Genomic DNA, 23327 nt, shown 5'->3' on the forward strand with positions numbered 1-23327 from the left:
AGGACTGGAGGAGGGTCGCGACACGATATGACAAGCTCATGCTGAACTTTACAGCCACATGCTATATCGCTGCCATCGTCACATGGTGGCTCAATTGAGTCTGGACCCTAGAGCGCCGTACGTCCCTTCGGAGCACAAAGGCCGCTCTAACACATTGAATCTACGCATTGTGCTTTCCAAAAATCGCAATCTATTTTGGGTCGATGCGGTAGTCATGATACGCAAATTTAATGAGGAAACCAGACAAATAGGGATTGGTTTCTTGCAATGGCTGGCTGCCTGTTGAGCGGTTAGGCTTCGGAACTGTGTTTACCGGAGGCTCCATGATTTCAGCACCAGATGCACTCACGTATCGCGCTCCAAACGTAGAGGATGCGGAAGAAATATGTGCAATGACCAACATGCCCAAGTTTCGAGCGGGAACATCCCGTTTGCCGTTTACGCGCGTTGCAAACACGCGCCAATGGCTTTCAAACCTCAAAGATAAACACATCGTCATAGTAGCCACACTTGACGGAAAGATTGTTGGAAGCTGCGATATTCGTCGCGCAGATGGCCGGCGAATACACGCAGGGACTATCGGTATTGGCGTGCATGATGACTACCACGGCCAAGGCATCGGCACTGGCCTTATGCGCGAAATTATTGACGTGGCAGACAACTGGCTCAACCTTCATCGACTGGATCTGACAGTGTTTGCTGACAATCTTTACGCCATTCAGCTATATGAAAACTTCGGCTTCGAACGCGAAGGCGTTCTGCGATCCGATGCCTTCAGAGACGGACAGTTTGTCGACTGCATCTTGATGGGCCGACTTCACTTTTAATAATCAAAACGGCCTGTTAATCGAAATCCAATATCACTTGACAAATTGGCGGGCCTACCTCCAATATAAGAACAAATATAGAACATTTGGAGTTGGACATGCGTATCACCGGCAAGCTCGATTATCTTGAAATGCCTGCGGCCAATGGGTCGCTCGACACCGCGAAAAGTTTCTATGCGCGTGCGTTTGGCTGGTCATTCGTTGATTACGGCCCGACCTATTCCGCTTTTGCCGAAGGGCTGGATGGTGGCTTTGATGCCGATCCCCAAGCCACCGCCAAACCTTTGCCCGTACTTTATTCGGCAAAAATTGAAGAAACGCTGGCATCCGTGACCGAGGCTGGTGGAACGATTGTGAAACCTATCTTTGCCTTCCCCGGTGGGCGTCGCTTTCATTTCACCGACCCTGCAGGCAACGAGCTTGCGGTCTGGAGCGACAAGTAGCAACTTTCATTGTCACTGGTTGACAGCAGCGACCATATGGAAATGATGCGGCGTATCTTATTTGGTTCAACATAGAATTCGGTGACATGCGCTTCATCCTTCCAACCGTCCTGCTCTCCCTCGCCGCCACGTCAGCATTAGCGCAAGCAACCGCGCCTGCACCTGCACCTGACAACGCACCGCTTAGCCGGTGCGAAGAATTTCTCAAGGGCATGAGTATTCTCAAGCCCGGCAAAGATTATATGGTCAGAGATATTCCCGATGGCTGCGTTGTTTCGAACGGCATTTATCAAGCCATGAGCATTATGGGGTGGACAGTCGAAAGAGCCGTTTTGGAAGTTGATCGCCTGCAGGACTATCTTTCTGAAGCCCCTGATTTGAGCAAAACTGCACCGCAGTGGGGGCGCTTGGCGGTGGATGGCGTACGCATGACGCTGCAAAGCGGCAACAAAGTATCGGATTACATTACTTCAATTCAGCAATGGCCGATGGATTTCGCAGCTTCTTATCGCTTCAATCCGGAAAGCGGATATCTGCACATTCAGAACGCAGAAATCAGCAGCATAAAGATGGGTAAGGCTTCAGTTGCTGCGGAAATCAACCTGCCCGTCGATTCATCGGTTGCGAGCCTTACGGTTAATCCAACCGCAACGCTTTCGCATCTGCGCTTACGGCTTGATAATCAGGGGCTGTGGGAGAGTGTCGCCCTGCCCGTTCTTGCAAATTACGCCGCACTGCCATCTGAAACCGGTGAAAGCGACCCGGAAATCGATATTGCTCGTCTACGTGATATCGTGAGTAAATCTGTCGAAGCGATGCCTGACAAGCAGATTGATGCGACCTCTCGACAAGCACTTCTGCGTTTTGTTCAGGATATGCCACATCCGACCGGTTTCTTCACAATGGATGTGCATTTCGACAAGCCAATGCCAATCGGCCTCAATGACTTGGAGCCGGGCAAACTTGCACAACACGCGCTGACAGGCGCAAAAATGAGCGTGACCTATAAGGCTCGCTGATCAAGAATGACGCAAAATGAGAGCATTTCCAGTTCAGATTGAATCGTTGGAAATGCTCTATCTATTTATGTTTACGAGAACTTTATCCCGAAAACCGCTTCGCACTTTTCGGGATGCAGCCTCTTACGCCAACGCGCATCTTATCCGAAAACCGCTTCGCACTTTTCGGGATGCGCTATAGCATTTCACCAAACAAAGCAGTATCAACAGCAATGTCCAGTTCATTATCATCACTTGAATCCGCCGCCAAATATCTGTCGCAATCTGACAAGGACCAATTCTTCAAAATCAAGCGTGAGATGGAAGCATCAGGTGCTTCCAGAGCAAGCATTGAAGAACGTCTTCACGCATTTATCTGGCAAGTAATTGAAGCCGATGATGAAGACGAAAGTGAAAATGAAGAGTGATACTATCACTCAGCAATGAAAATCAGACCGCTTCGCGCAACCGCTCTGCAGTTTGCAGATCAACAGAGACAAGCTGGCTCACGCCCTGCTCGCCCATCGTCACGCCAAACAGACGGCTCATACGGGCCATGGTGATCGGATTATGCGTGATGACGACGAAACGCGTTTCGGTTGAAGCCGCCATTTCATCCATCAGATTGCAGTAGCGCTCGACATTATGATCGTCGAGCGGTGCATCCACTTCGTCCAACACACAGATTGGTGCTGGGTTGGTGAGGAATACTGCAAAGATCAGCGCCATTGCTGTCAGTGCCTGCTCGCCACCCGATAGAAGGGTCATCGTCTGCGGCTTCTTGCCCGGAGGACGAGCAAGGATTTCCAGACCGGCATCCAGCGGGTCATCGCTTTCAATCAGCTGAAGCTCTGCCGTACCGCCACCAAAAAGATGCGTGAACAGACGCTGGAACTGCGCATTCACCACATCGAAAGCAGCCAACAGACGTTCGCGGCCTTCGCGATTGAGGCTCTGGATGGCTTGACGCAGTTTCTTGATCGCCTCGATGACGTCTTCGCGCTCGGAGATAATCGCCTCAAGACGAGCAGAAAGCTCCTGACTTTCCTCTTCCGCGCGCAGGTTGACCGCACCAAGACGCTCGCGTTCGATACGCAACCGCTCAAGCTGGCGTTCGAGCTGATCCGGATCAGGCATACGATCTTCGGGCTTGAGGCCCGTATGACGAATGGCCTCATGCGGCGCGCAGTTAAGCGCTTCCGCAATGCGTAATTCCGTATCCTTGCGGCGCTCTTCGGCAGCAGTCAGGCGCTCTTCCGCGCGCGCGCGTTGCTCACGACTGGTTGCAAGCTGCTGTATCGCCAGTGTCGCAGCCTTGTCGAGTTCGGCCTGCACCGCTTCGGCCTCAGCCAAAATGTCGGCAGCCTGTTTGCGACGATCATCTGCTTCCGAAAGTTCATTCAAAAGCGCACGGCGGCGGCTCTCGATTTCTTCCGGGGCTTCCGCCAGAACTTCTGCTTCATCCGCAGTTTCGGCGCGGCGGTCATTCAGAGCTGCAATTTGTTGCTCTGCATTTTGCGCTCTTGACGCCCAGTTGCGCCGTTCCATGCCAATCATCGCCAACCGTCGCGCACGGTTGTCCGCTTCACGTCGCTGACCTTCATAAGCCGCGCGCGCTTCTGCAAGTGTTACACGATCCGATTGCACTTCTGAATTCAAAGCCGAATGGCGCTCGCCGATTGCGTCCATATCCGGCATTTCGTTGAGCCGATCTTCGGCCTCAACCACACGGATTTGCGCTTCTTCGAGATTTTCCTCAAGGCGCGATTTGGCTTCTTCGAGGCCCGCGCGCTTAGTAGCCAGTTGCCCGGCGGCTCGTTCAACGGCAGCCAGAGCCTCACGCGCTTCATCCAGCTTATGCTGATTTGCGCGCCATGAATCCCGCGCCACACGCTCATGCTCGACTGCTTCACGCACGGCGATTTCAAGACGCTGTACGGCTTGCTCAACGTCGTGCACGCGGCGAGCGGCCGCGATTGCTTCCTGCTCTAACTCGGCTAGCCGGTTCTTCTGCGCAAGTCGCTGTGCAGCAGGCGTTGGCGCGTCAGCACTAGCGGTATATCCATCCCAGCGCCACAGAGCGCCAGCCTTGCTTACAAGGCGCTGGCCGGGACGCAAGGATGCCTGCAAACGCTGGCCATCACCCTCCGAAACAACACCCACCTGCGCGAGCCTGCGGCGCAATTGTTGTGGGCCTTCCACCAAACGATCAAGAGGCACGCTACCTTCAGGCAGTGCAGGATCGGTTTCGGGTGCGGGGTTATAGGCCCAGAAGACCGGTGCGCTGGAATCGCTTGCAGCATCAAGGTCTTCGCCAAGCGCCGCACCAAGGGCTATTTCATAGCCCTTCTCGACCCGTAATTCCTCAACAACAGGCGGATACTGCCCTGCCTCACCAGCATTGAGAATGCGCGCCAGCGTGTGTGCTTCGGTCTCAATACGATTGAGTTCCGTGCGAGCCTCGTTCAGCGGCTGACGACTGGCAGTTTCCTGCTCGCGAGCGGAACTCACGAGTTCTTCGACAGCGATCACAGCCTCTTCGGCGGCAGCCAGAGCATCAGTCGCTCCTTCAACGAGAAGACGCTTTTCAGACGGATCAAACAGACCACCGATCTGCTCAGCAACTGATGCGATATCGCGCTCAATCGTTTCCATCTGGTTTGCCAGACGATCACGGCGGCTTTGCGTTTCCTGCAACGCGCGCTCAATCTGCGTACGTTCTGCAGAAGCTTCCGCCCGTTCCGCAGTCACGCGAGCCAGCGCGTTTTCGCTATCCTGCAGGCGGATTTCCGCCTCCTCGAAGATCGCGCGCAATTCTTCATCGCGCTCACCAGATGCTTCGTTCGAAGCAAGCAACTCTTGCTCTTCCTCATCAAGACGCGCCAGAATATCGGCATTCTCACGCACCATTTGCTCTTCACGGGCGATATCAGCCGTCAGCTGTTCGAGCCGCTTCATAAGTTCGGCGCGGCGGGCCCGAATACGACCGTCTTCTTCATCAAGCTGCGTGCGAGCGATGGAAAGGCGTTGCAGAGCAGCAGCAGCCTTTGCTTCTGCCTCACGCATTTCGGGTAATTTATGAGCGCCAATGGCCTGTTCACGCGCAGCATTCATCTGCGCTTGTGCCATGTCCCCAACCACAGAAGTTGCCTGCGCGAGCGCACTTTGCGCTTCGCCTTCCTGCGCTTTGGCCTGTGACCAGCGCAAATGCATAAGAGATGCTTCGGCACGGCGTATATCAGCAGAAAGCGCCTTGAACCGATTGGCCTGACGCGCCTGTCGCTTCAGGCTTTCGATCTGGCTACCCAGCTCACCCACGACATCTTCGAGGCGCTCAAGATTGCCTTCGGCAGCGCGCAGACGCAGTTCGGCCTCATGTCGACGCGTATGGAGGCCGGAAATACCCGCAGCTTCTTCCAAAAGTGCGCGGCGCGCCTGTGGCTTGGCCTGAATGAGTTCACCAATGCGCCCCTGTCCAACCATAGACGGCGAACGAGCGCCGGTCGACTGATCGGCGAAGAGAAGTTGCACATCTTTGGCGCGCGCTTCCTTGCCATTGATCCGATAGACGGAACCGGCCTCACGCTCAATGCGGCGCGAAACCTGCAACTCGTCCTGATCATTATAAGCAGCCGGTGCGGTGCGATCAGAATTGTCGAGGAAGAGCGTCACTTCTGCCGTATTGCGCGCGGGACGCGTAGCTGAACCAGAAAAGATTACATCATCCATGCCGGAAGCGCGCATATTCTTGTATGAGTTTTCACCCATCACCCAGCGCAGCGCTTCGACGAGATTGGACTTGCCGCAACCATTTGGCCCGACGACGCCTGTCAATCCGCCTTCAATGACGAACTCCATAGGTTCGACAAAGGACTTGAAACCGACAAGTCGCAGCTTGGAGAAGCGCATCAGCGTGCCCTCCCCGAAACTGTTTCAACGCGCCGGTTATGCGAAAAACCGGCTTCCACTTTTTCGCCCGGCGCTTGCGTATAAACACAAAAAGCGGACGCAACGAAGCGTCCGCTTTTCTTGCCGAAAGGCGGCTTAGAGCAGCTTGTCAATGATTGCCGACATCTCGTCAACCGAAAGGGCTCCAGCGTATTTCTGACCGTTGATGAAGAATGTTGGCGTAGCGTTCACACCAAATTCAGTCGATCCACGTTCCATGGTTGCTCTCACATCATCGAGAACTTGCTGGTTCGTCAAGCAAGCCTTGAACGACTCCTGTGTAAAACCTGCAAGTTTCGCAATTTGAAGCAGTGCAGCTTCGCCATCAGCAGCGCCAGCCCACTGCTGTTGTTGTTTGAAGAAGACTTCAACCATCGGGAAATAACGGTCTTCAGGCGCGCAACGAGCCAGCATGAAGGCTGCAGTCGCACGTGGATCGAACGGGAATTCGCGGAAAATCAAACGCGCTTTACCCGTATCGATGTACTTTTCTTTGATGGTCGGGAATGTGTTGACCGCAAAATCAGCACAATGCGAACAGGTTAGTGATGCATATTCGACAATCGTAACAGGCGCATCGGCCTTGCCATAAACCATGTCCTTGAGCTTGCCGGCTTCAGCAACCTTCGCGGCGTCAACAGTCGCCTCGGCGCTGCGTGACTGTGCACTCGCATTGCCAGCAAAAGCGAGCCCGGCGGCGGCGGCACCCGCTAGGGAAATAACATGTCTGCGGTTAAGCGGTGCAGGCATACGAATCATCCAGTCCTGTTTCAATGTTGACACTTAAAGCGTTTCGCATTCTATCATATTCAAACAACACGCTTTATTCTTAGTTTTTCGCATATCGTTAACGGAAAACCGATTCCCACTTTTTCGCGACATGCTTTAGGCACAATTTAGGGTGGTGGATCACTAATCACCAGCCCTGTTGTGATCAAATGAAGTTCAGCAACAATCTTGAATCAAATTTAAGGCAGAGTGCTCATTTCTTCGTTGATCGTTTCTCGGCAAGAATATTTTTGCCGAGCCGAGCAAGAGCGGCGCGGAGCGCATCGTCCTCAATACCGTCGGTTGCCTTATCGATGCGCCGTTCTTCCGAGGGTGCCAGAGGGGCTAATCGCTTTGGTTTACGCCTGAAGTCGAGCGCGGGCGGCTTCTGCTCAATCTTAATGCGACCTATAGCGGAGAAACCGAGAAACCCGTTCACACGGCTGATAATTTCGCCCGTCTCGTGTTGTATTTGCAGGGCCGCAAAACCTTCACAGGCGATAATCAAGGTGGCGGGACTGAAAGGATCGTCTTCGCGTAATCGTCGAGGCCAATTTATTCGCAACGGCCGCGATGATGCGCCGATTGCCGGTCCGACGATATCCTCCCAAGATTGCAGAAGCGAAAGATTAATACCCGCGCGCTTCTGCAACATCGGGTCCATCAGACGCGACGTCATATCTGCCAGCGGGCGAAAGCCCCGTTTTGGTTTTGGTTCGCTCATCGCGTCCCATTATAGCCCCGAAACCACTCAACAAACAAAGGGATACCTTCATCGAGCGTGGTTTGAGGACTGAAACCGAGATCGCGCGCTGCAAGTGTTATATCCGCATAGGTGCGCGGAACATCCGCTGCGGGCATGGGCTCCAGCTTGCGGATCGCCTCTTTACCGCATGCTTTTTCAATGGCTGCGATGAAATCGTTGAGCATCACAGGGCGATTATTGCCAAGGTTATAGACTGGCGCGGTTTCTTCCGGGTGTTCAAGAATGCGCTTTATCGCACCCAATACACCGCTCACGATATCGTAGACGAAAGTGAAGTCGCGCTGCATTTCGCCATTATTGAAAACGCGGATCGGCTCGCCCTTCAAAATGGCTGATGTAAACAGCCATGGCGCCATATCCGGGCGACCAAATGGCCCATAGACGGTGAAAAATCGAAGACCTGTAGAATGAAGGCCGTGAACATGTTTATAGGAGGCGGCTAGAAGTTCGCCTGAACGCTTGGTCGCCGCATAAACCGAAACGGGATGATCCACTGGGTCACTTTCGGAAAACGGGATTTTCTCATTTGCACCATAAACCGATGACGAGCTGGCATAAACCACTGGCGGTCGCTTTGCGAGCTTAAGCGCGGTCTCGAAAACCGTTACCTGCCCCATGACATTGGCTGATACATAGGCCGCTGGATTTTCGATCGAATAACGAACGCCTGCCTGTGCCGCAAGATGCACAATCACATCCGCATCGCGGTCCGTTCCAATGGCCACAGCAAAAGCGTTCGCGTCCGAGATATCGGCCTGTGCGAACCGGAAACCATGACACGAATGCAGCTTTGCAAGACGTGCTTCCTTGAGATCCACCTGGTAATAATCGTTGAGATTATCGACCCCGAGAACTTCCCAGCCCTCATCAAGAAGACGCACAGCCGTGTGAAAGCCGATGAAGCCAGCGGCACCTGTGACGATAGCTTTCATAAACCCTAGTTCCCGCGAATATAGTTTGAGAGGCCTGCTCGACGCAAAGCCATGATACGCCGCGATGAAGCTGCGTTGAGTGCTGCAATGAAGAACATGACCGAAGAAATGGTCACTTCATGCAAGAGCGGATTATGCAACATGCCGTAGCTTCCGCACACCACAGCGAAGTAAACCAAGGCGCGCCGCATACCCCAGCTATCAGCATTCCGCCAAAGATGCACAAAGATCGAAAGAAAGGCAGCCATCATGAAAAACAACCCGATGATGCCATCGTTCAATAGTTCATCAAGGATCGTATTGTGGACGTGACGGAAGCCTTCGAGCATCGACGCCTGCTCACCTGCTTGCGCCTTAACCGCATCCATTTTTGAATAAGAGCCAACGCCCGCTATGGGATTGTGTTCGATGACTTTAGCAGCGCTCTTCCACATGACCTCGCGGATATCTGCCGAAATCTTATCTTCCCACTTAGAACTATCGCCGCTGTCATAATATTCGGCCATCCCAGAAAACCGCTTGGAAAGAATATCGCCAACAGGTCCTACAATAATGAGCGCCGCGAGTGCCGCAGCGAGCGCGGCATAGACGGCTCCTTGGTGCTTAACGCTCAGACGACGGAGGAAAAATATAATCTCCACAGCCGCAAATATCGGTAAGACAACAATCACCGCGCGTGTTTCCGACGCCAGCACCGCAGCGAGTCCCAGCACGAGCCAGTGGGGGCCATTTGGAAGATAACGTGGCGCTTTAAGAATAGGGATTCCTGCAGATATTGCCGAAACGCCCGCAACAAATGCGAACACTGCCTCATTTCCACCGACACCAATACGACCACCTTGTGTCAATACAAGATAAAGCACAGCGAGCACTGCCATCACAACACCGGCGCGCGCTCCCAATACATAGGCGCGCAGTGGATTGCGAACCAACAACATACCTGGACCCGCAAAGGCAAACACTGCGATCAGCAGCGTATAACCAATTTGGCGGTTATCGTTGAACGGTTCACCACGGAAAAGAATAAGGCTGAGTGACCAAACTGCGTAAAGCAGAATGAAAATGTAAAATTTCTTAGCAAAAAGACGCGTAGTCGCATGACGTGCCGCGCTGAGATAAATACCAATACATGCGAATATGAAAAGGATGAGCGGACCCAACCCCAGGCGAATAGGCATCGAAGCTGAAGCGATCCCTAATGCCCAATGGTCCACTCGACGGCGAACAAGAAATGATTTTTTTAGAAAACCCACTTACACCTCTTCCACACCATTTCGCCCAAGAGCGTATGCGATTCGCCTGACATAGTCAGTCGCTCGAAAGAAAAGTGTGCTTAGTCTTTTGTATGTCGGCAGACGCGTTTTGGCGTACCCTTTCCTACCTTGTGCAATGGTGGAGATCGCCACATTGGAAAGAGCTACTACAGGTTTGTCGGTGGTGAAAATTTCATAATCACCCGCCCAACCACGCTCTAACGCGACATCGTATGGAAGGCTCATCGGTTTGATCGCGGATAGAAGGCGTCTCGCACCGTCCAATGTAACAATATACGCGGCAGAGCTTCCTGATGGCCCGTGTAGGCAACGCCCGATGGAAAAGCACTTATCTATAGAACGAAAGCCTCGGAAAGCAGCCGTACGGTGGTTGACGAGTTTAATGACATCCCACCCCTTCAATCTGCACGCCTCTGAAAGAAATGGCATGAACTCAGGTGTAAATTCGACATCGTCTTCTACAATTACTGCGAAAGGCTCATCCGCAGCGATGATTGCTGCAAGTGCCCTGATGTGACTGAAATAACAGCCAATCTCGGCAGGCATCGCAATTTTTCCATGTCTGCGACGAAAGCCAGCGTCGTCAAAACCCACCAACTCGTCATCGGTCAGCAACTTACCTTCGACTGCCTCAACGCGACGAACATCAACTGAAAACTTATTGGCACTCGCTCGCAAAGCATCCCATCTGTCCTGGGAGCGTGCGAGATTTATGACATATACCGGGACAGAACTAGCCACGGACTCTCCTTATTTCACATCTGCTTCCCGCCTCACTGCCGTGAGATCTATCGCATGCCATAAAAGCACAAGAAAGCGATGCTACGCATTAATTTCTATCAATTCTAAACAAAGGTCTTTAATCAGAGTAGCGAGAGTTTCCCAACGTTTAAATCATACCGATCAAATGCTCCACACACCCGATAGTACTAGAACTGGACAAATTCTTGACTGGTATGACCGACACCATCGCATCCTACCTTGGCGTGTAACACCAGTTGAGCAATCGCGCGGCATTAAGTCGGACCCATACCGGGTGTGGCTTTCAGAGATAATGCTGCAACAGACGACAGTTGAAGCGGTCAAATCCTATTTCACAAAATTTGTTGAGCGTTGGCCGAATGTTGCGGCTATGTCTGCGGCGAGCGAAGACGATATTCTGCGCGCATGGGCAGGCCTTGGTTATTATTCACGTGCGCGCAATCTCAAGAAATGCGCAGACCTTATTGCGGCAAATTATGGTGGCAAATTTCCCTCTACTGCGGCTGATCTAAAAGAGCTTCCGGGTATCGGTGATTATACTTCCGCGGCCATCGCAGCTATCGCGTTCGGTGAGCCCGCAGCAGTGGTCGATGGCAATGTTGAACGCGTAATCTCACGATTATTCGCCATCGACACACCCCTACCCGCTGCCAAGACTGAGATTCGCGCTCGAATGGGCGCAATGACACCAGTGGACAGGCCGGGTGATTTTGCGCAAGCCATGATGGATCTGGGCGCAACCATCTGCACACCACGGCGCCCTGCCTGTGCAATTTGCCCGGTGAATGACAACTGTGAAGCGCTTGCTAACCGTGACCCGGAAGAGTTTCCCGTCAAAGCGCCGAAAGCCCAGAAGCCAGTACGGACGGGTGCCGCCTTTATCGCAGTCGCAGATGACGGTTCAGTTCTATTACGTAAACGGCAACGCGAAGGTCTACTTGCCGGAATGACGGAAGTGCCGGGAAGCAGCTGGACCGCGCGCATAGATGGCGATTCCAGCATAGATGCCGCACCCTTTGTAGCGGATTGGATGTCATCTGGCAGCATCACACATGTGTTTACACATTTCGAGTTGCGTCTTTCTATCTACGCCGCCAACGATGTTGCCAAACACACAACCAATGATGGTTGGTGGTCTTCTCCTTCAGAATTAGAGGACGAAGCTCTGCCAACTGTCATGAAAAAGGCCATCACGGCCGCCATTCCAGATGCTTTCAAACGGGGGAGGAAAAGCCGTTGACCAGTCCAGTTAAACACGTCGTTTTCGATATTGGCAGAGTGCTGCTGCATTATGATCCGGAGCTCGCTTATCTTGACGCGATCCCTGATGCCACCGAACGTCGTTGGTTTCTGGAAAACATCTGCACGGGTGCCTGGAATATCGAACAAGATCGCGGTCGCAGTTGGGAAGATGCGGAAGCCCTGCTGATCGAAGCCCATCCTGACCGCAGCGATCATATCCGCACGTTTCGCCAAAACTGGAACCTGATGGTACCGCATTCCTATGATGACAGCGTTGCGATACTACGCGGACTTATTGCTGACGGTAACGACGTGACCATGCTGACAAATTTTGCTTCTGACACGCTGCGCGAAGCGCAAGGCCGTTTTCCGTTTCTCACCGAAAGCCGGGGCGTAACCGTTTCCGGCGATATTCACATGTTGAAACCGGACCGCGAAATTTACGATCATCACGTCGCGAGCTTTGATCTCGACCCAGCAGCAACACTTTTCATCGACGACAGTCCAGCCAATGTCGAAGGTGCGAAGGCCGCTGGTTGGCAAGCCGTGCATTTCACCGGCGCACCAAAACTTGCAAGCGATCTCAAAGGTCTCGGCCTCTCGTTCTGATTAGAGCGCCGTGCGCCCACTTGGGCGCACAAAGGTCGCGCTAACACTTTAAAATGAGAGCATAATTTTACCTTAAACTGATCCAAGTTTAAGGAATTACGCTCTAGAACATCTCAATTACGAAAAAGACCCCCGAAGCAATCCACTTCGGGGGTCTTTTCATCAGACTTTGTTGGAGGTCGTCCGATAGTAGTAAGCTATTTATATTTGAATTTAAGCGCCAGCCGCTGCCATCTGATCACGAATAATCGTGCGCAATTCATCAATCGGCTTCAAAGCACCGTTTTCTTCAAAGTGCCAGAACGTCCAGCCATTGCAGGCATCAAAGCCCTGCACCTTGGCACCCATGCGATGAATGGAACCAGCTTCGCCGTTGGCAGCCAGAGTACCGTCAGCACGGACGATAGCAGCATGGCGGCGGCGCGCATCAGAAAGAACTGTGCCCGGACGCAAAAGGCCTGCTTCCATGATCGAGGTGAAAGCCACGCGTGGTTCGGCGCGCTTGCCTGTCATGACAGTAAGTTCAGCCTTACCAAGTGGTTCAACTGCATCAATGCGGGCAGTTGCCGCATCGATATAGGCCTGCTCACGTTCAATGCCGACGAAATGACGGCCAAGACGCTTTGCAACAGCACCGGTCGTACCTGATCCAAAGAACGGATCAAGAATGACATCGCCTGGCTTGCTTGAAGCCATCATGATGCGCGCAAGCAACGCTTCCGGCTTTTGGGTTGGATGAACCTTGTCGCCGTTTTCATCTTTCAAACGTTCCGAGCCGGTGCAGATAGGGAACAGCCAATCGGAGCGCATCTGCACATCGTCATTGGCCGCTTTCATGGCATCGTAATTGAAGGTGTAGCCTTTGCCCTTTGCATCACGTGAAGCCCAGATCAGTGTTTCATGCGCGTTCTGGAAACGGCGACCACGGAAATTTGGCATCGGATTGGTCTTGCGCCATACGATGTCGTTCAGAAGCCAGAAGCCAATGTCCTGAAGCTGTGTGCCAACGCGGAAAATATTGTGGTAAGAACCAATAACCCAGATAGTGCCATTTGGCTTTAGCACGCGACGGCAGGCCAGAAGCCATGCGCGGGTGAAGGCATCATAGGCCTGAAAGCTTTCAAACTGATCCCAATGATCGTCAACAGCGCTAACCATCGTCTGATCAGGGCGGTGAAGATCGCCACCCAGCTGGAGATTGTAAGGAGGATCGGCAAAAATGACGTCCACCGAGTGATCCGGAAGGCGTTCCAATGCGGAAACGCAATCACCCTTGATGATAGAGTCGAGCCAAGCGGTACGCGGGGCCTCAATAGGCAACTCATGTGCAAGACGTACTAGGGACATGGGATACTCGATTACCTGTGAACGCTAAAAACTTGTCCTTATGGTTACTGAGTAGGGTAAATATGCGGTTAACGCCAAGTGATTGAAATTGTAAACCTTTTCTTAATTTGCTCGTAAAAGCCCGTATTTCCGGCACTTTGCATAACCAAGTGGCTTTGACAGTTTTCTTCCAGCCATATTAAAGCCGTCAACAAATTGCAGTTCGAAGCTCTCAAATGGCGCAATCAATAAGGCTTGGTTATTCGTTTACCCCTATGATCGCGCTAACGACCTCAACTGATTTGCGTGCCCCTTTATGTGTCAGACATGAATATCAATGAACTGCGTCACAACCGGTATTTGCGGGTTCTTTTCGTACCCTTCCGCATGCGCGCCTTGGTGCGCGGCAGTGAAATCGGCCTCGCCATTGCTGGCGCAGTCATGGGGATCATTTCGGCTCTTGCAGTCGCGGCCATTGGTGGCATTTCGCAATGGATGCATCAGGCTCTCTTCGGGCTTGCAGAAGGTGAGAGGCTTAGTTCTGCGTCGCAACTCAATCCAAGCGCCTATATTGCACCACTGGCGGGCGGTATTCTTATGGGTATTGTCATTTGGGTGCTGGCGCGCTGGCGCAAAAAACCCATCGTCGACCCCATCGAGGCCAATGCGCTTCACGGCGGACATCTGTCGCTGACAGACAGCTTCATTCTTGTGGGGCAGAACCTTATCTCCAACGGTTTTGGCGCTTCAGTTGGACTTGAGGCAGCTTATACACAGCTTGCCAGTGGCTTTGCATCACGCATTGGTCGCGCACTGAAACTGCGTCGTGCCGACTTACGCACTTTGGTTGGATGTGGTGCAGCCGCAGCCATTGCCAGCGCGTTCAATGCACCACTTACGGGTGCATTTTATGCTTTCGAGCTGATCATCGGCGTTTATTCCATCGCAACACTGGCACCGGTCGTGGTCGCAGCCATTGTCGGCATGCTGGTTACACAGGCGATCGGTGGGGCTCCGTTCGTTATCCAAATCGGACCACTGGATGGCATCGCGGCGCGCGATTATGTGCCAGCGCTGGTGCTTGGTTTTCTGGCAGCAGGCATTGCCATTCTCATCATGCGTGGTGTTACCACGGTCGAACGTATTGCACGAAAAAGTATCATACCAACCGTAATGGCTCCGGCTATCGGCGGTGCAATTGTCGGCATGATTGCTTTCGTTTCACCGCAGGTTCTGGCTTCCGGCCACGGGGCCTTGCACCTTGATCTGAATGCCAACCTAACCATTCCAGTGCTGTTGCTCCTGATTTTCTGCAAATCTCTTGCCTCAGCCATCTCCATCGGTTCAGGCTTTCGCGGTGGACTGTTCTTTGCGTCGCTGTTTCTGGGCGCTCTGACGGGCAAGCTTTTTGCAGCTGTGACCGGCATGGTATTGCCACTTTCGCTAGAGCCTGAAGTCTATGCCGTCATCGGCATGAGTTCGATGGCTGTGGCCATTGTTGGCGGCCCACTCACTATGGCCTTTCTCGCGCTCGAACTGACTGGCGATTTCCCGATTGCAATGCTGGTTCTCGGAGCGGTCGTCTCATCATCGCTTATGGTCAGAAAGACTTTCGGCTATTCGTTTGCTACCTGGCGCTTCCATCTGCGTGGCGAAGCCATTCGCTCTGCGCACGATATTGGCTGGGTTCGCAATCTCACCGTCAACCGCATGATGCGCCACGACGTGCGCACTGTGCCCATCGACACGGACATCGAGACGTTCCGTCACGACTTCCCTCTCGGCTCAACCCAGCGCGTTATCGCAGTGGATAGTGAGGGGCACTATGTTGGTATGATCCCTGTCCCGGAAGCCTATTCGGAAAGTTTCGATACGTCTGACGGTACGCGCAGCATAAGCGACTTGCTGCGTTATCAGGACCAGTTCCTGCTGCCGCAGATGAATGCCAAGGAAGCTGTTGCGCGTTTCGACCGTGCAGAGGCCGAAGCGCTTGCAGTCATCAATAATGCGCAGGAGCGTATGGTGCTTGGGCTTTTAAGTGAAGCGCACACGCTGCGCCGCTATAGCGAAGAACTGGATCGCCGCAGACGTGAGGTTTCAGGGGAAGTGTAAGCCTTATATTTGGGCGGCTTTTTAGACCCGTTTCCAACATGTCGGAAGATGCAAATTCTTTAGTAAGATTTGTCAGCCACCGGCGCAGTTCCGCGGTTCTCCGGCGTCACACTGTAATAATACGGGGTCGCAAGAATGAACGCCAGAACAACGACGATTGCGAGAATGAACAGCACAACGGACTTTCGCATAAACTTCTCCTTCACTGGAGGAAGGAAACGGTCAGCCCAGCATATCGTTCCGACAAATACGGCAAGTTGAACGGCCTTAATTTGACGCGCAAGTCATAAAAGTGTAGCTCATCGGCGGTGTTTCGGCGGATAATATCCCCCTCGTACCTCATTAGTGCGTGGTTTGATCCGAGCGGACAAAATCAGCGTTCTAACATTCTAATGTAATGCGCACCCTACCCGAAAATCGTTTCACACGTTCGGTATGCGCTCTAAAAGGCTTGTAACATGGCGGCTCCTTCCCTGATTATTTTTGACTGCGATGGTGTATTGGTGGATTCGGAAGTCATCGCGGCGCAAGTCGATGCCGTTCTTCTGACAGAAGCTGGATATCCGATTGAAGCAGAAGAAGTAGGCGAGCGCTTTGCTGGCCTTACCTGGCAGGACATTCTTCTGACCGTCGAACGTGAAGCAGGCATTCCGATATCCGCGTCGCTACTCGACAAGTCGGAAAAGCTGCTCGATGAACGCCTTAAAAATGAAGTGCAGGCGATTGAAGATATCGTCGAGGTCGTTTCTGCACTTGGGCTACCAAAGTGCGTCTGTTCCAACTCGACCAATGCGCGCCTTGAACTCATGTTGAAGCGCGTTGGTCTCTATGATCTTTTTGCGCCAAATATCTTCTCATCGCGCGAAGTCGGCACAAAAAAGCCGAAGCCTGCGCCAGACGTTTTTCTCTACGCCGCCAAGCAATTTGGTGTCGATCCAGCGGATGTCATCGTGATTGAAGATTCAGCCCATGGCATTCATGGCGCACGCGCAGCCGGAATGCGTGTCATCGGCTTTACTGGTGGCGCACATACCTATCCAGGCCATGCCGACAAGCTGACGGATGCAGGTGCTGAAACAGTGATCCATCGCCATAAGGATCTGCCGGGCGTGATCGAGGCCTTATCAATCTGGACTGACGCCTGAGGCTTGCGACGTCTCCCGAAACACATGCTTTCGGGAGAACTATTAGAGCGCGTTTCGATCTGATTGGATCAGATCGAAACGCGCTCTAATTATCTGTTTTAACGCGCATCTTTGTCCGAAAACCGTTTCACACTTTTCGGGATGCGCTCTAAATCAAAAGCGCTGGTTCAGCATTCGTCCTGCTGGACTGGCAATGCAGTGTTAAGCAGCACTGCGTTTATTCTTGCTCTTCACGGATGCATTCAGCGTGGCGAGCAGTTCTTCGGATTCGCTTTCACTCAGACCAATCATCAGTCTGTCGCCGATTGATGCGGGCTCGTCCGTCGTGACGTCGAAGATCGCCCAGGTGTCTGTCGGCTCAAGAACGCGTTCATATTTTGGTTTCATGGGCATAGACCAGAGCGGTTTCTATAATCCGCCCTATCCTCTTGGTTCGTTGCAGTTTCAATCGGAGACGACCAGCCCTTCATCAGACACAATCATCCCTGCTGAAATTGTTGTAATGCAAACCTCTTGCTTTTCACTTCACAGAAGCAGTCTAATTTAATTAGAATCTTATAGATTTGTTCTATAGTTAAATATCTATTTCGCCGCCGGAGCCTTGCTACGCCCGCGTCTTTTGGATGGGGTAGCATTCCCCACAAGCGCTTGTGCCGCTGTTGCGTCAACAGGCCTTCCGAAGAACCAGCCCTGCCCGAACAGAGTATCGCAAATACCGCGAAAATAGTTAGCCTGAGCTTCTGTCTCGATGCCTTCGACGACAATATCCAGACCGTGCTCATGCGCCATCGAAATAATCTGTGGCACGATTGAAACTGTACCGCGTTCATCACCGACTGTACGCGTGAAAGCCTTGTCTATCTTGATGGCATCGACCTGCAGCTCGCCCAAATAGGCAAGATTGGAATAGCCTGTGCCGAAGTCATCGATATAAATCCGATGCCCCCGCTCACGCAGTTGTTTGATACCTTCGGTGGCCTTGGAAAAATCGACAGCTGTACGCTCCGTCAACTCCAGTCCGATTTGTTGGGGCTTGATATCAAATGCGCCGAGGCGCTGGTCAAGTGCAGCCATAAATGCCGGGTTCTGCAGGTCACCTGCCGTCATGTTCACATTGATGCGCAAAGAACGTTGCTGACGCAAAAGCTCGCCCATCTCCAAAATCACCTGATCGACAACATACAAGGTGATACGATCTGCTATACCCGCTGCTTCCGCACGCGCAATAAACAGATCAGGCGGCACGAAATCACCCTTTGTTATCTCCCAGCGGATCAGCGCCTCAAAACCCGTAACCTTGCCGTCCCCTATGTTGACGACAGGCTGATAAACCAGTGTGAGGCTCTTCGCCGCCAGCGCCTTTTTCAAGAGTGAAATCAAGGATCGGTCGCGATTTCGATAATAGATCCAGGCTGCGCCAAGACCGCCGCCAACAAACATTCCAAGAGCAGTAAAAACAAAAGGCAGGAGTCGGTCCGCCTCAGCATACCAACTCTGCGATGTCACGACCGAAATACAGATTCCCGTAACAGGGTCACAAGCTTTTTCACGCAGAATATCGTCCGAAATGCCAAACAACCGACCGCTGCCTGTCGGAACAAAACTGTTTTGGATATTGCCGGGAAACGCCTCGGGAAAACTGTATAGACGCGCAAACTGCGTTCTGTCCGCGCTTGTCAGAAAAACAACGAAATTATACTGGGAAACGTGCAAAGCATCAAAAGCAACCGAGCTTAAAACGACATTGGCTTCGTCACGTCCAATGACGGGGCCGTGGCTGCCAGGCGTAATCAAATCATGATCGCCATAGACATAAGTGCCGTCCTGTAACTTCACCTCTTCAGTGGAACGCACCTCGTTAGTGTCAACGTCATTCAGAAGAGTGGAACATTGAAGTCGTTCATTAACGAGACGGCCGATATCTTTGATGTGATAGCCAGCAAACAGCAGCTCACGTAAATAACGTTTATCCTCGTCAGAGCAAATTGCATAAGGAGAACGGTTGGCCTGCTCCAACGTTTTCTGTGCGGACGTTATGATGCGATTGGCCTGTGACATGAGCACAGACATATAGGCATCCATGTTCCGTTCTTCGTCATGAAGCTGAAACCAATTGCCAGCCCATTTTCCAGCAATCGCACCGAGCAGCAGCATAACGGCGATCAGGACATAAACAGGCGATAAAAAAGACCTGCGCTGAAGCACCATCAGAAAACCTGCCGTTCCAATATCGACAATAGGGAATCCAGTCTAAAACATCTTTCTCATGCCACTATGGCGCATAAAATCAAATAAAGGAAATAACTATTATTTCCAGTATTCTTTATAAAAAGATCGAACTTATCTTTTAGTAGCCTTATATAAATAATATACAATATAAAGCTGTAAAATTCATCAGATCTATAAATGACAAACGTAAACAAATCGCAAGTTAAAAAAGAGGTGCGCGCAATATCAGCGTGCACCTCACATGATCTCGGCTAGAGCATTTCCTGTTAAAGATGAATCGTAGAAAATGCTCTTAAGGCTCACTAGTTACTTCGTGTTGTACGGACCTTCATCAAAGCCCACATAAATCTGGACACTACGAGCGCTATCCGACGGAATTGAAATTCCCTTGTCGTTGAACACAAATTGCGTCGCACCGCCGCCACTGGTCACATTCACAGTCTGCTTGTGCAGCTTGGAATAAATCACCTTGTCGCCCTGAAGTACTGCAACGCGCACTGGCATGGTGATGTTGCCGCTCTTGTATTTCGGGCCGGGCACAACCTTACCTGCCGCAGCAACATCAAGATTGATTGTTCCATCAGTGTATTGGCAAGCACGAGTAGTATCGGTCAAAGCCGCCTGATAAATGACGCGGTTCGCATCCTTGTCGCCACCCTTTTCATAGGTGTTGAAATAGGCAGTGCCATCACGCAGTGAAACAGTTGGGCAGAAAGCGCGCAACTCTGATTCCTTGATACGTGTCTGGCCGGCATCGGTGAGTGAGCCATCCGCAGACTTCTGCGTGCCACTTGTCGTGCAGCCTGCGAGCGCTGCAAGCAAAACCGTTGCAAAGACTGGAAACAACGATGAACGATTCTGTATTGGTTTCTGCATAAACCGGGCTTCCCTGCACTGATCGACCTGTTCTATACCACTACAGCATCGGCCTAAAAATCGATATCGATTTTTGGAAAGCGCGGTGCGTAGTTTTTAACACGTTAGAGCATTCTTTTGCGTCCATTCGGACACAAGGCGCTCTAAACGATGCGTAGCGTGAGGGTGTTTTCCTGTTTTTTGTCGCCAAGAGCAACCCCCATCCCTACAAGGATGCTTTAATTCTTGCGGCTTTTTTAGGGACGCTCTATTGCATTGTGCGGCTAAAATCCGCATCGACCCGAAATGAAGGCCTTTGAGATGAAATATATCAGCACGCGCGGCGAAGCACCTGTTCTGGGGTTCAGCGACGCTTTGCTCGCCGGACTTGCCCGCGATGGCGGCCTCTATCTTCCACAAGAATACCCACAGTTCACTCCAGAACAAATTCGCGATTTGCGCGGAAAATCCTATGTGGATATCGCGCTGGCTGTGCTGACACCTTTCATCAACGGTGAGATTCCCCAGGCAGATTTCGAGCGCATGGTGCGTGAAGCCTACGGTTCATTCCGTCACGACGCGGTCTGCCCACTGGTTCAGACGGGCTCAAACGAGTTCATTCTTGAACTGTTCCATGGGCCGACACTTGCGTTCAAAGATGTCGCCATGCAGCTTCTCGCTCGCATGATGGATTATGTGCTAGCCCAACGCGGTGAGCGCGCCACAATTGTCGGCGCCACCTCCGGCGACACAGGCGGCGCAGCTATCGAGGCTTTTGGCGGCCGTGACAATACCGATATTTTCATCCTGTTTCCGAATGGTCGTGTATCGCCGGTGCAGCAGCGCCAGATGACTAGCTCCGGTTTTTCCAATGTTCATGCTCTTTCTATCGAAGGCAATTTCGATGACTGCCAGAATCTGGTCAAAGGCATGTTCAACGATCTCGAATTCCGTGACGCGATTTCGCTGTCTGGTGTAAACTCGATCAACTGGGCACGCATTATGCCGCAGGTGGTCTACTATTTCACAGCAGCACTGAGCCTTGGCGCGCCCGACCGTGCCGTGTCCTTCACAGTGCCAACCGGCAATTTCGGCGATATTTTTGCAGGCTTCGTTGCCAAGAAAATGGGTCTTCCAATCGATCAGCTCATTATCGCTACAAACGACAACGATATTCTCTCGCGTACGCTGGATAGCGGTGCCTACGAAATGCGCGGTGTCGAACAAACCACATCACCTTCGATGGACATCCAGATTTCGTCCAATTTCGAGCGTTTGCTGTTTGAAGCTCATGGCCGTGATGCGGCTGCGATACGCGGCCTGATGCAGAGCCTGAGGCAATCGGGTGGTTTTACTATCTCCGAAAAGCCGCTTTCTGCCATTCGAGGTCAGTTTTCAGCAGGCCGTTCTACGGTTGCGGAAACTGCGCAAACTATAAAGTCCGTGCTGGAAACAGATGGTTATCTGCTTGATCCGCACTCGGCCATTGCTGTTAAGGTCGCTCGCGAAAAAGTGTCCGGGAGTGCACCAATGGTGGTTCTGGCGACAGCCCACCCGGCAAAATTCCCCGATGCCGTAAAGGCTGCGTGCGGTATTAACCCGGAACTTCCGGCATGGCTTTCGGACTTGATGCAACGAAAAGAAAGTTTCACAGTTCTTCACAACGAGCTGAAAATCGTGGAAGAATACGTTCGCCGTCATTCTCGGGCATAAAATACGAGTGCTCTAACAGAGAATAAGAACGGGAACCCGAATGGGACTATGGGAGCATTTTGCTTATGGGTGTTGAAGTAACGCGTCTTTCCAATGGCTTGACCATTGCTACAGATAACATGCCGCATGTGGAAAGCGTCGCGTTGGGTATCTGGGTCAAGGCAGGCGCACGAAACGAAGCTCCGGATCGGCATGGTATTGCCCATCTGCTTGAGCACATGGCTTTCAAGGGCACTGAGAAGCGGACGGCCTGGCAGATCGCCTCGGACATCGAAAATGTTGGCGGCGAGATCAATGCTGCGACGAGTGTTGAAACCACGTCTTATTATGCGCGTGTCCTACGCAACGACATGCCTCTGGCGATCGATATCCTCTCAGATATTCTGACCGCTTCGAAGTTCGATGAAGCGGAGCTTGAGCGCGAAAAGCAGGTCATCATGCAGGAGATCGGTGCTGCGCACGATACGCCTGATGATATCGTCTTTGACCGCTTTACCGAAACCGCCTATCGCCATCAGCCAATCGGACGCGCCATCCTTGGTGAACCTGACACGGTTATGTCTTTCACTTCGGACGACCTGCGCCAGTATATCGATGAACAATACAGCGCCGACCGCATGGTGGTAACGGCCGCGGGCGGCATCGATCACGATCAATTCGTGAAAGAAGTTGAAAAGCGTCTTGGCGGTTTCCGCGCCCACAACACTGCGCCAACGCTTGATCTCGCCACCTATGTTGGCGGTGATTTCCGCGAAAATCGCGAATTGATGGACGCGCAGGTACTGATCGGCTTTGAAGGCCGTGCCTATCACGTTCGCGACTTTTATGCCTCGCAGCTTCTCTCGATGATCCTCGGCGGCGGCATGTCCTCGCGGTTGTTTCAGGAAGTGCGTGAAAAGCGCGGCCTTTGTTATTCGGTCTATGCTTTCCATTGGGGCTTTTCCGATACTGGTCTGTTCGGTATTCATGCCGCGACGGGCCGCGATGAGCTCGTTGAGCTACTTCCGGTCATTATCGATGAATTGCACAAGGCGGCGGATTCCATCAGCCTTGAGGAAGTCAATCGTGCCCGTGCGCAGTACAGCGCAAGCCTGCTCATGTCGCAGGAAAGCGCTGCAAGTCGTGCAGGGCAGATTGCACGTCAGTTCCTGCTCTATGGTCGTCCGGTCGCAAACAGTGAACTGATGGATCGGCTCTCACTGATCACTCCAGAACGACTGAGCGACCTTGCCGGACGTCTGTTCCTTGACAGCAAGCCGACGATTGCTGGTGTTGGTCCTGTTGGTCGTCTGATGAGCTTTGAAGGGCTCACCGATGCTCTCTCGACCAGCGCGCATACAAGGAAGATTGCCGTTTAGAATATCAAGGAAGCAAGGAT

At 52.3% G+C, this 23327-nt stretch carries 21 protein-coding genes; 10 read left to right on the top strand and 11 right to left on the bottom strand.

Annotated elements, in window-relative coordinates; translation table 11 throughout:
• Positions 1–323 precede the first annotated feature (323 nt).
• From OIV19_RS14680 to OIV19_RS14695, 4 genes are all read left to right on the top strand, one after another.
• Entirely contained in the window at positions 324–827 is a 504-nt protein-coding gene (locus OIV19_RS14680; RefSeq protein WP_264232102.1) for a GNAT family N-acetyltransferase, read from the top strand.
• Positions 828–925: 98 nt separating this feature from the next.
• On the top strand, positions 926–1270 hold the full coding sequence (locus tag OIV19_RS14685) for a VOC family protein (RefSeq protein WP_094579059.1): 345 nt from the start codon (positions 926–928) through the stop codon (positions 1268–1270).
• Between the two features lie 86 nt (positions 1271–1356).
• Positions 1357–2289: a hypothetical protein gene (locus OIV19_RS14690; RefSeq protein ID WP_264232103.1), complete on the top strand. Its 933-nt coding sequence runs from the start codon at positions 1357–1359 to the stop codon at positions 2287–2289.
• 113 nt (positions 2290–2402) lie between these two features.
• Positions 2403–2696, top strand: a complete 294-nt coding sequence (locus tag OIV19_RS14695; protein WP_264232104.1) for a hypothetical protein — start codon at positions 2403–2405, stop codon at positions 2694–2696.
• Between the two features lie 22 nt (positions 2697–2718).
• On the opposite strand, the gene OIV19_RS14700 is transcribed toward OIV19_RS14695, so the two are convergent.
• The 6 genes from OIV19_RS14700 to OIV19_RS14725 all read right to left on the bottom strand — a co-directional run bounded on the left by OIV19_RS14700 (position 2719) and on the right by OIV19_RS14725 (position 10697).
• Positions 2719–6177, bottom strand: a complete 3459-nt coding sequence (locus OIV19_RS14700) for a chromosome segregation SMC family protein (protein ID WP_264232105.1) — start codon at positions 6175–6177, stop codon at positions 2719–2721.
• 135 nt (positions 6178–6312) lie between these two features.
• Positions 6313–6966 (bottom strand): DsbA family protein, encoded by a 654-nt coding sequence (locus OIV19_RS14705; RefSeq protein WP_095447854.1) that lies wholly within the window; start codon positions 6964–6966, stop codon positions 6313–6315.
• A 232-nt stretch (positions 6967–7198) separates the two neighbouring features.
• Positions 7199–7708: a DUF721 domain-containing protein gene (locus OIV19_RS14710; protein ID WP_264232106.1), complete on the bottom strand. Its 510-nt coding sequence runs from the start codon at positions 7706–7708 to the stop codon at positions 7199–7201.
• Positions 7705–8682 carry an NAD-dependent epimerase/dehydratase family protein gene (locus OIV19_RS14715; RefSeq protein WP_264232107.1) on the bottom strand — a complete coding sequence of 326 codons (978 nt, stop codon included), beginning with the start codon at positions 8680–8682 and terminating at the stop codon, positions 7705–7707. Before OIV19_RS14715 ends, OIV19_RS14710 begins: the two co-directional genes overlap by 4 nt.
• A gap of 5 nt (positions 8683–8687) precedes the next feature.
• Entirely contained in the window at positions 8688–9860 is a 1173-nt protein-coding gene (locus tag OIV19_RS14720; protein ID WP_264232108.1) for an O-antigen ligase family protein, read from the bottom strand.
• Positions 9861–9935: 75 nt separating this feature from the next.
• Positions 9936–10697 (bottom strand): glycosyltransferase family 25 protein, encoded by a 762-nt coding sequence (locus tag OIV19_RS14725; RefSeq protein ID WP_264232109.1) that lies wholly within the window; start codon positions 10695–10697, stop codon positions 9936–9938.
• 166 nt (positions 10698–10863) lie between these two features.
• Between OIV19_RS14725 and mutY the strand changes: the two genes are divergently transcribed.
• Together mutY and OIV19_RS14735 are read left to right on the top strand one after the other, a co-directional pair.
• Positions 10864–11958 (top strand): A/G-specific adenine glycosylase, encoded by a 1095-nt coding sequence (mutY, locus tag OIV19_RS14730; RefSeq protein ID WP_264232110.1) that lies wholly within the window; start codon positions 10864–10866, stop codon positions 11956–11958.
• The gene (locus OIV19_RS14735) at positions 11955–12569 is read left to right on the top strand and encodes an HAD family hydrolase (RefSeq protein WP_264232111.1); all 615 of its coding nucleotides are present in this window, start codon (positions 11955–11957) and stop codon (positions 12567–12569) included. The genes mutY and OIV19_RS14735 overlap by 4 nt, the downstream gene beginning before the upstream one ends.
• A 213-nt stretch (positions 12570–12782) precedes the next feature.
• On the opposite strand, the gene OIV19_RS14740 is transcribed toward OIV19_RS14735, so the two are convergent.
• A complete protein-coding gene (locus tag OIV19_RS14740; protein ID WP_095446209.1) occupies positions 12783–13916 on the bottom strand; it encodes a site-specific DNA-methyltransferase in 1134 nt (377 codons plus the stop codon).
• A 306-nt stretch (positions 13917–14222) separates the two neighbouring features.
• Here OIV19_RS14740 and OIV19_RS14745 point away from each other — a divergent pair, with 306 nt between their 5' ends.
• Positions 14223–16007, top strand: a complete 1785-nt coding sequence (locus tag OIV19_RS14745; protein WP_264232112.1) for a chloride channel protein — start codon at positions 14223–14225, stop codon at positions 16005–16007.
• Positions 16008–16066: 59 nt separating this feature from the next.
• Here OIV19_RS14745 and OIV19_RS14750 read toward each other — a convergent pair whose 3' ends face one another.
• The gene (locus OIV19_RS14750; protein WP_264232113.1) at positions 16067–16198 is read right to left on the bottom strand and encodes a hypothetical protein; all 132 of its coding nucleotides are present in this window, start codon (positions 16196–16198) and stop codon (positions 16067–16069) included.
• Between the two features lie 267 nt (positions 16199–16465).
• Between OIV19_RS14750 and OIV19_RS14755 the strand changes: the two genes are divergently transcribed.
• The gene (locus tag OIV19_RS14755) at positions 16466–17152 is read left to right on the top strand and encodes an HAD family hydrolase (protein ID WP_264232114.1); all 687 of its coding nucleotides are present in this window, start codon (positions 16466–16468) and stop codon (positions 17150–17152) included.
• A gap of 201 nt (positions 17153–17353) precedes the next feature.
• Here the strand turns inward: OIV19_RS14755 and OIV19_RS14760 are convergent, their stop codons facing one another.
• From OIV19_RS14760 to OIV19_RS14770, 3 genes are all read right to left on the bottom strand, one after another.
• Positions 17354–17539, bottom strand: a complete 186-nt coding sequence (locus tag OIV19_RS14760; protein ID WP_151091371.1) for a hypothetical protein — start codon at positions 17537–17539, stop codon at positions 17354–17356.
• 195 nt (positions 17540–17734) lie between these two features.
• Positions 17735–19360 carry an EAL domain-containing protein gene (locus tag OIV19_RS14765; protein ID WP_264232115.1) on the bottom strand — a complete coding sequence of 542 codons (1626 nt, stop codon included), beginning with the start codon at positions 19358–19360 and terminating at the stop codon, positions 17735–17737.
• Positions 19361–19687: 327 nt separating this feature from the next.
• Positions 19688–20257 carry a hypothetical protein gene (locus OIV19_RS14770; protein ID WP_264232116.1) on the bottom strand — a complete coding sequence of 190 codons (570 nt, stop codon included), beginning with the start codon at positions 20255–20257 and terminating at the stop codon, positions 19688–19690.
• Between the two features lie 300 nt (positions 20258–20557).
• On the opposite strand from OIV19_RS14770, the gene thrC reads away from it, so the two are divergent.
• Both thrC and OIV19_RS14780 read left to right on the top strand, forming a co-directional pair.
• The gene (gene thrC, locus OIV19_RS14775) at positions 20558–21949 is read left to right on the top strand and encodes a threonine synthase (RefSeq protein ID WP_095447853.1); all 1392 of its coding nucleotides are present in this window, start codon (positions 20558–20560) and stop codon (positions 21947–21949) included.
• 65 nt (positions 21950–22014) lie between these two features.
• A complete protein-coding gene (locus tag OIV19_RS14780) occupies positions 22015–23307 on the top strand; it encodes a M16 family metallopeptidase (RefSeq protein ID WP_095446203.1) in 1293 nt (430 codons plus the stop codon).
• Positions 23308–23327: the final 20 nt, after the last annotated feature.

Source organism: Brucella sp. HL-2, from assembly GCF_025846885.2.
GTDB classification, from domain to species: domain Bacteria; phylum Pseudomonadota; class Alphaproteobacteria; order Rhizobiales; family Rhizobiaceae; genus Brucella; species Brucella quorumnocens.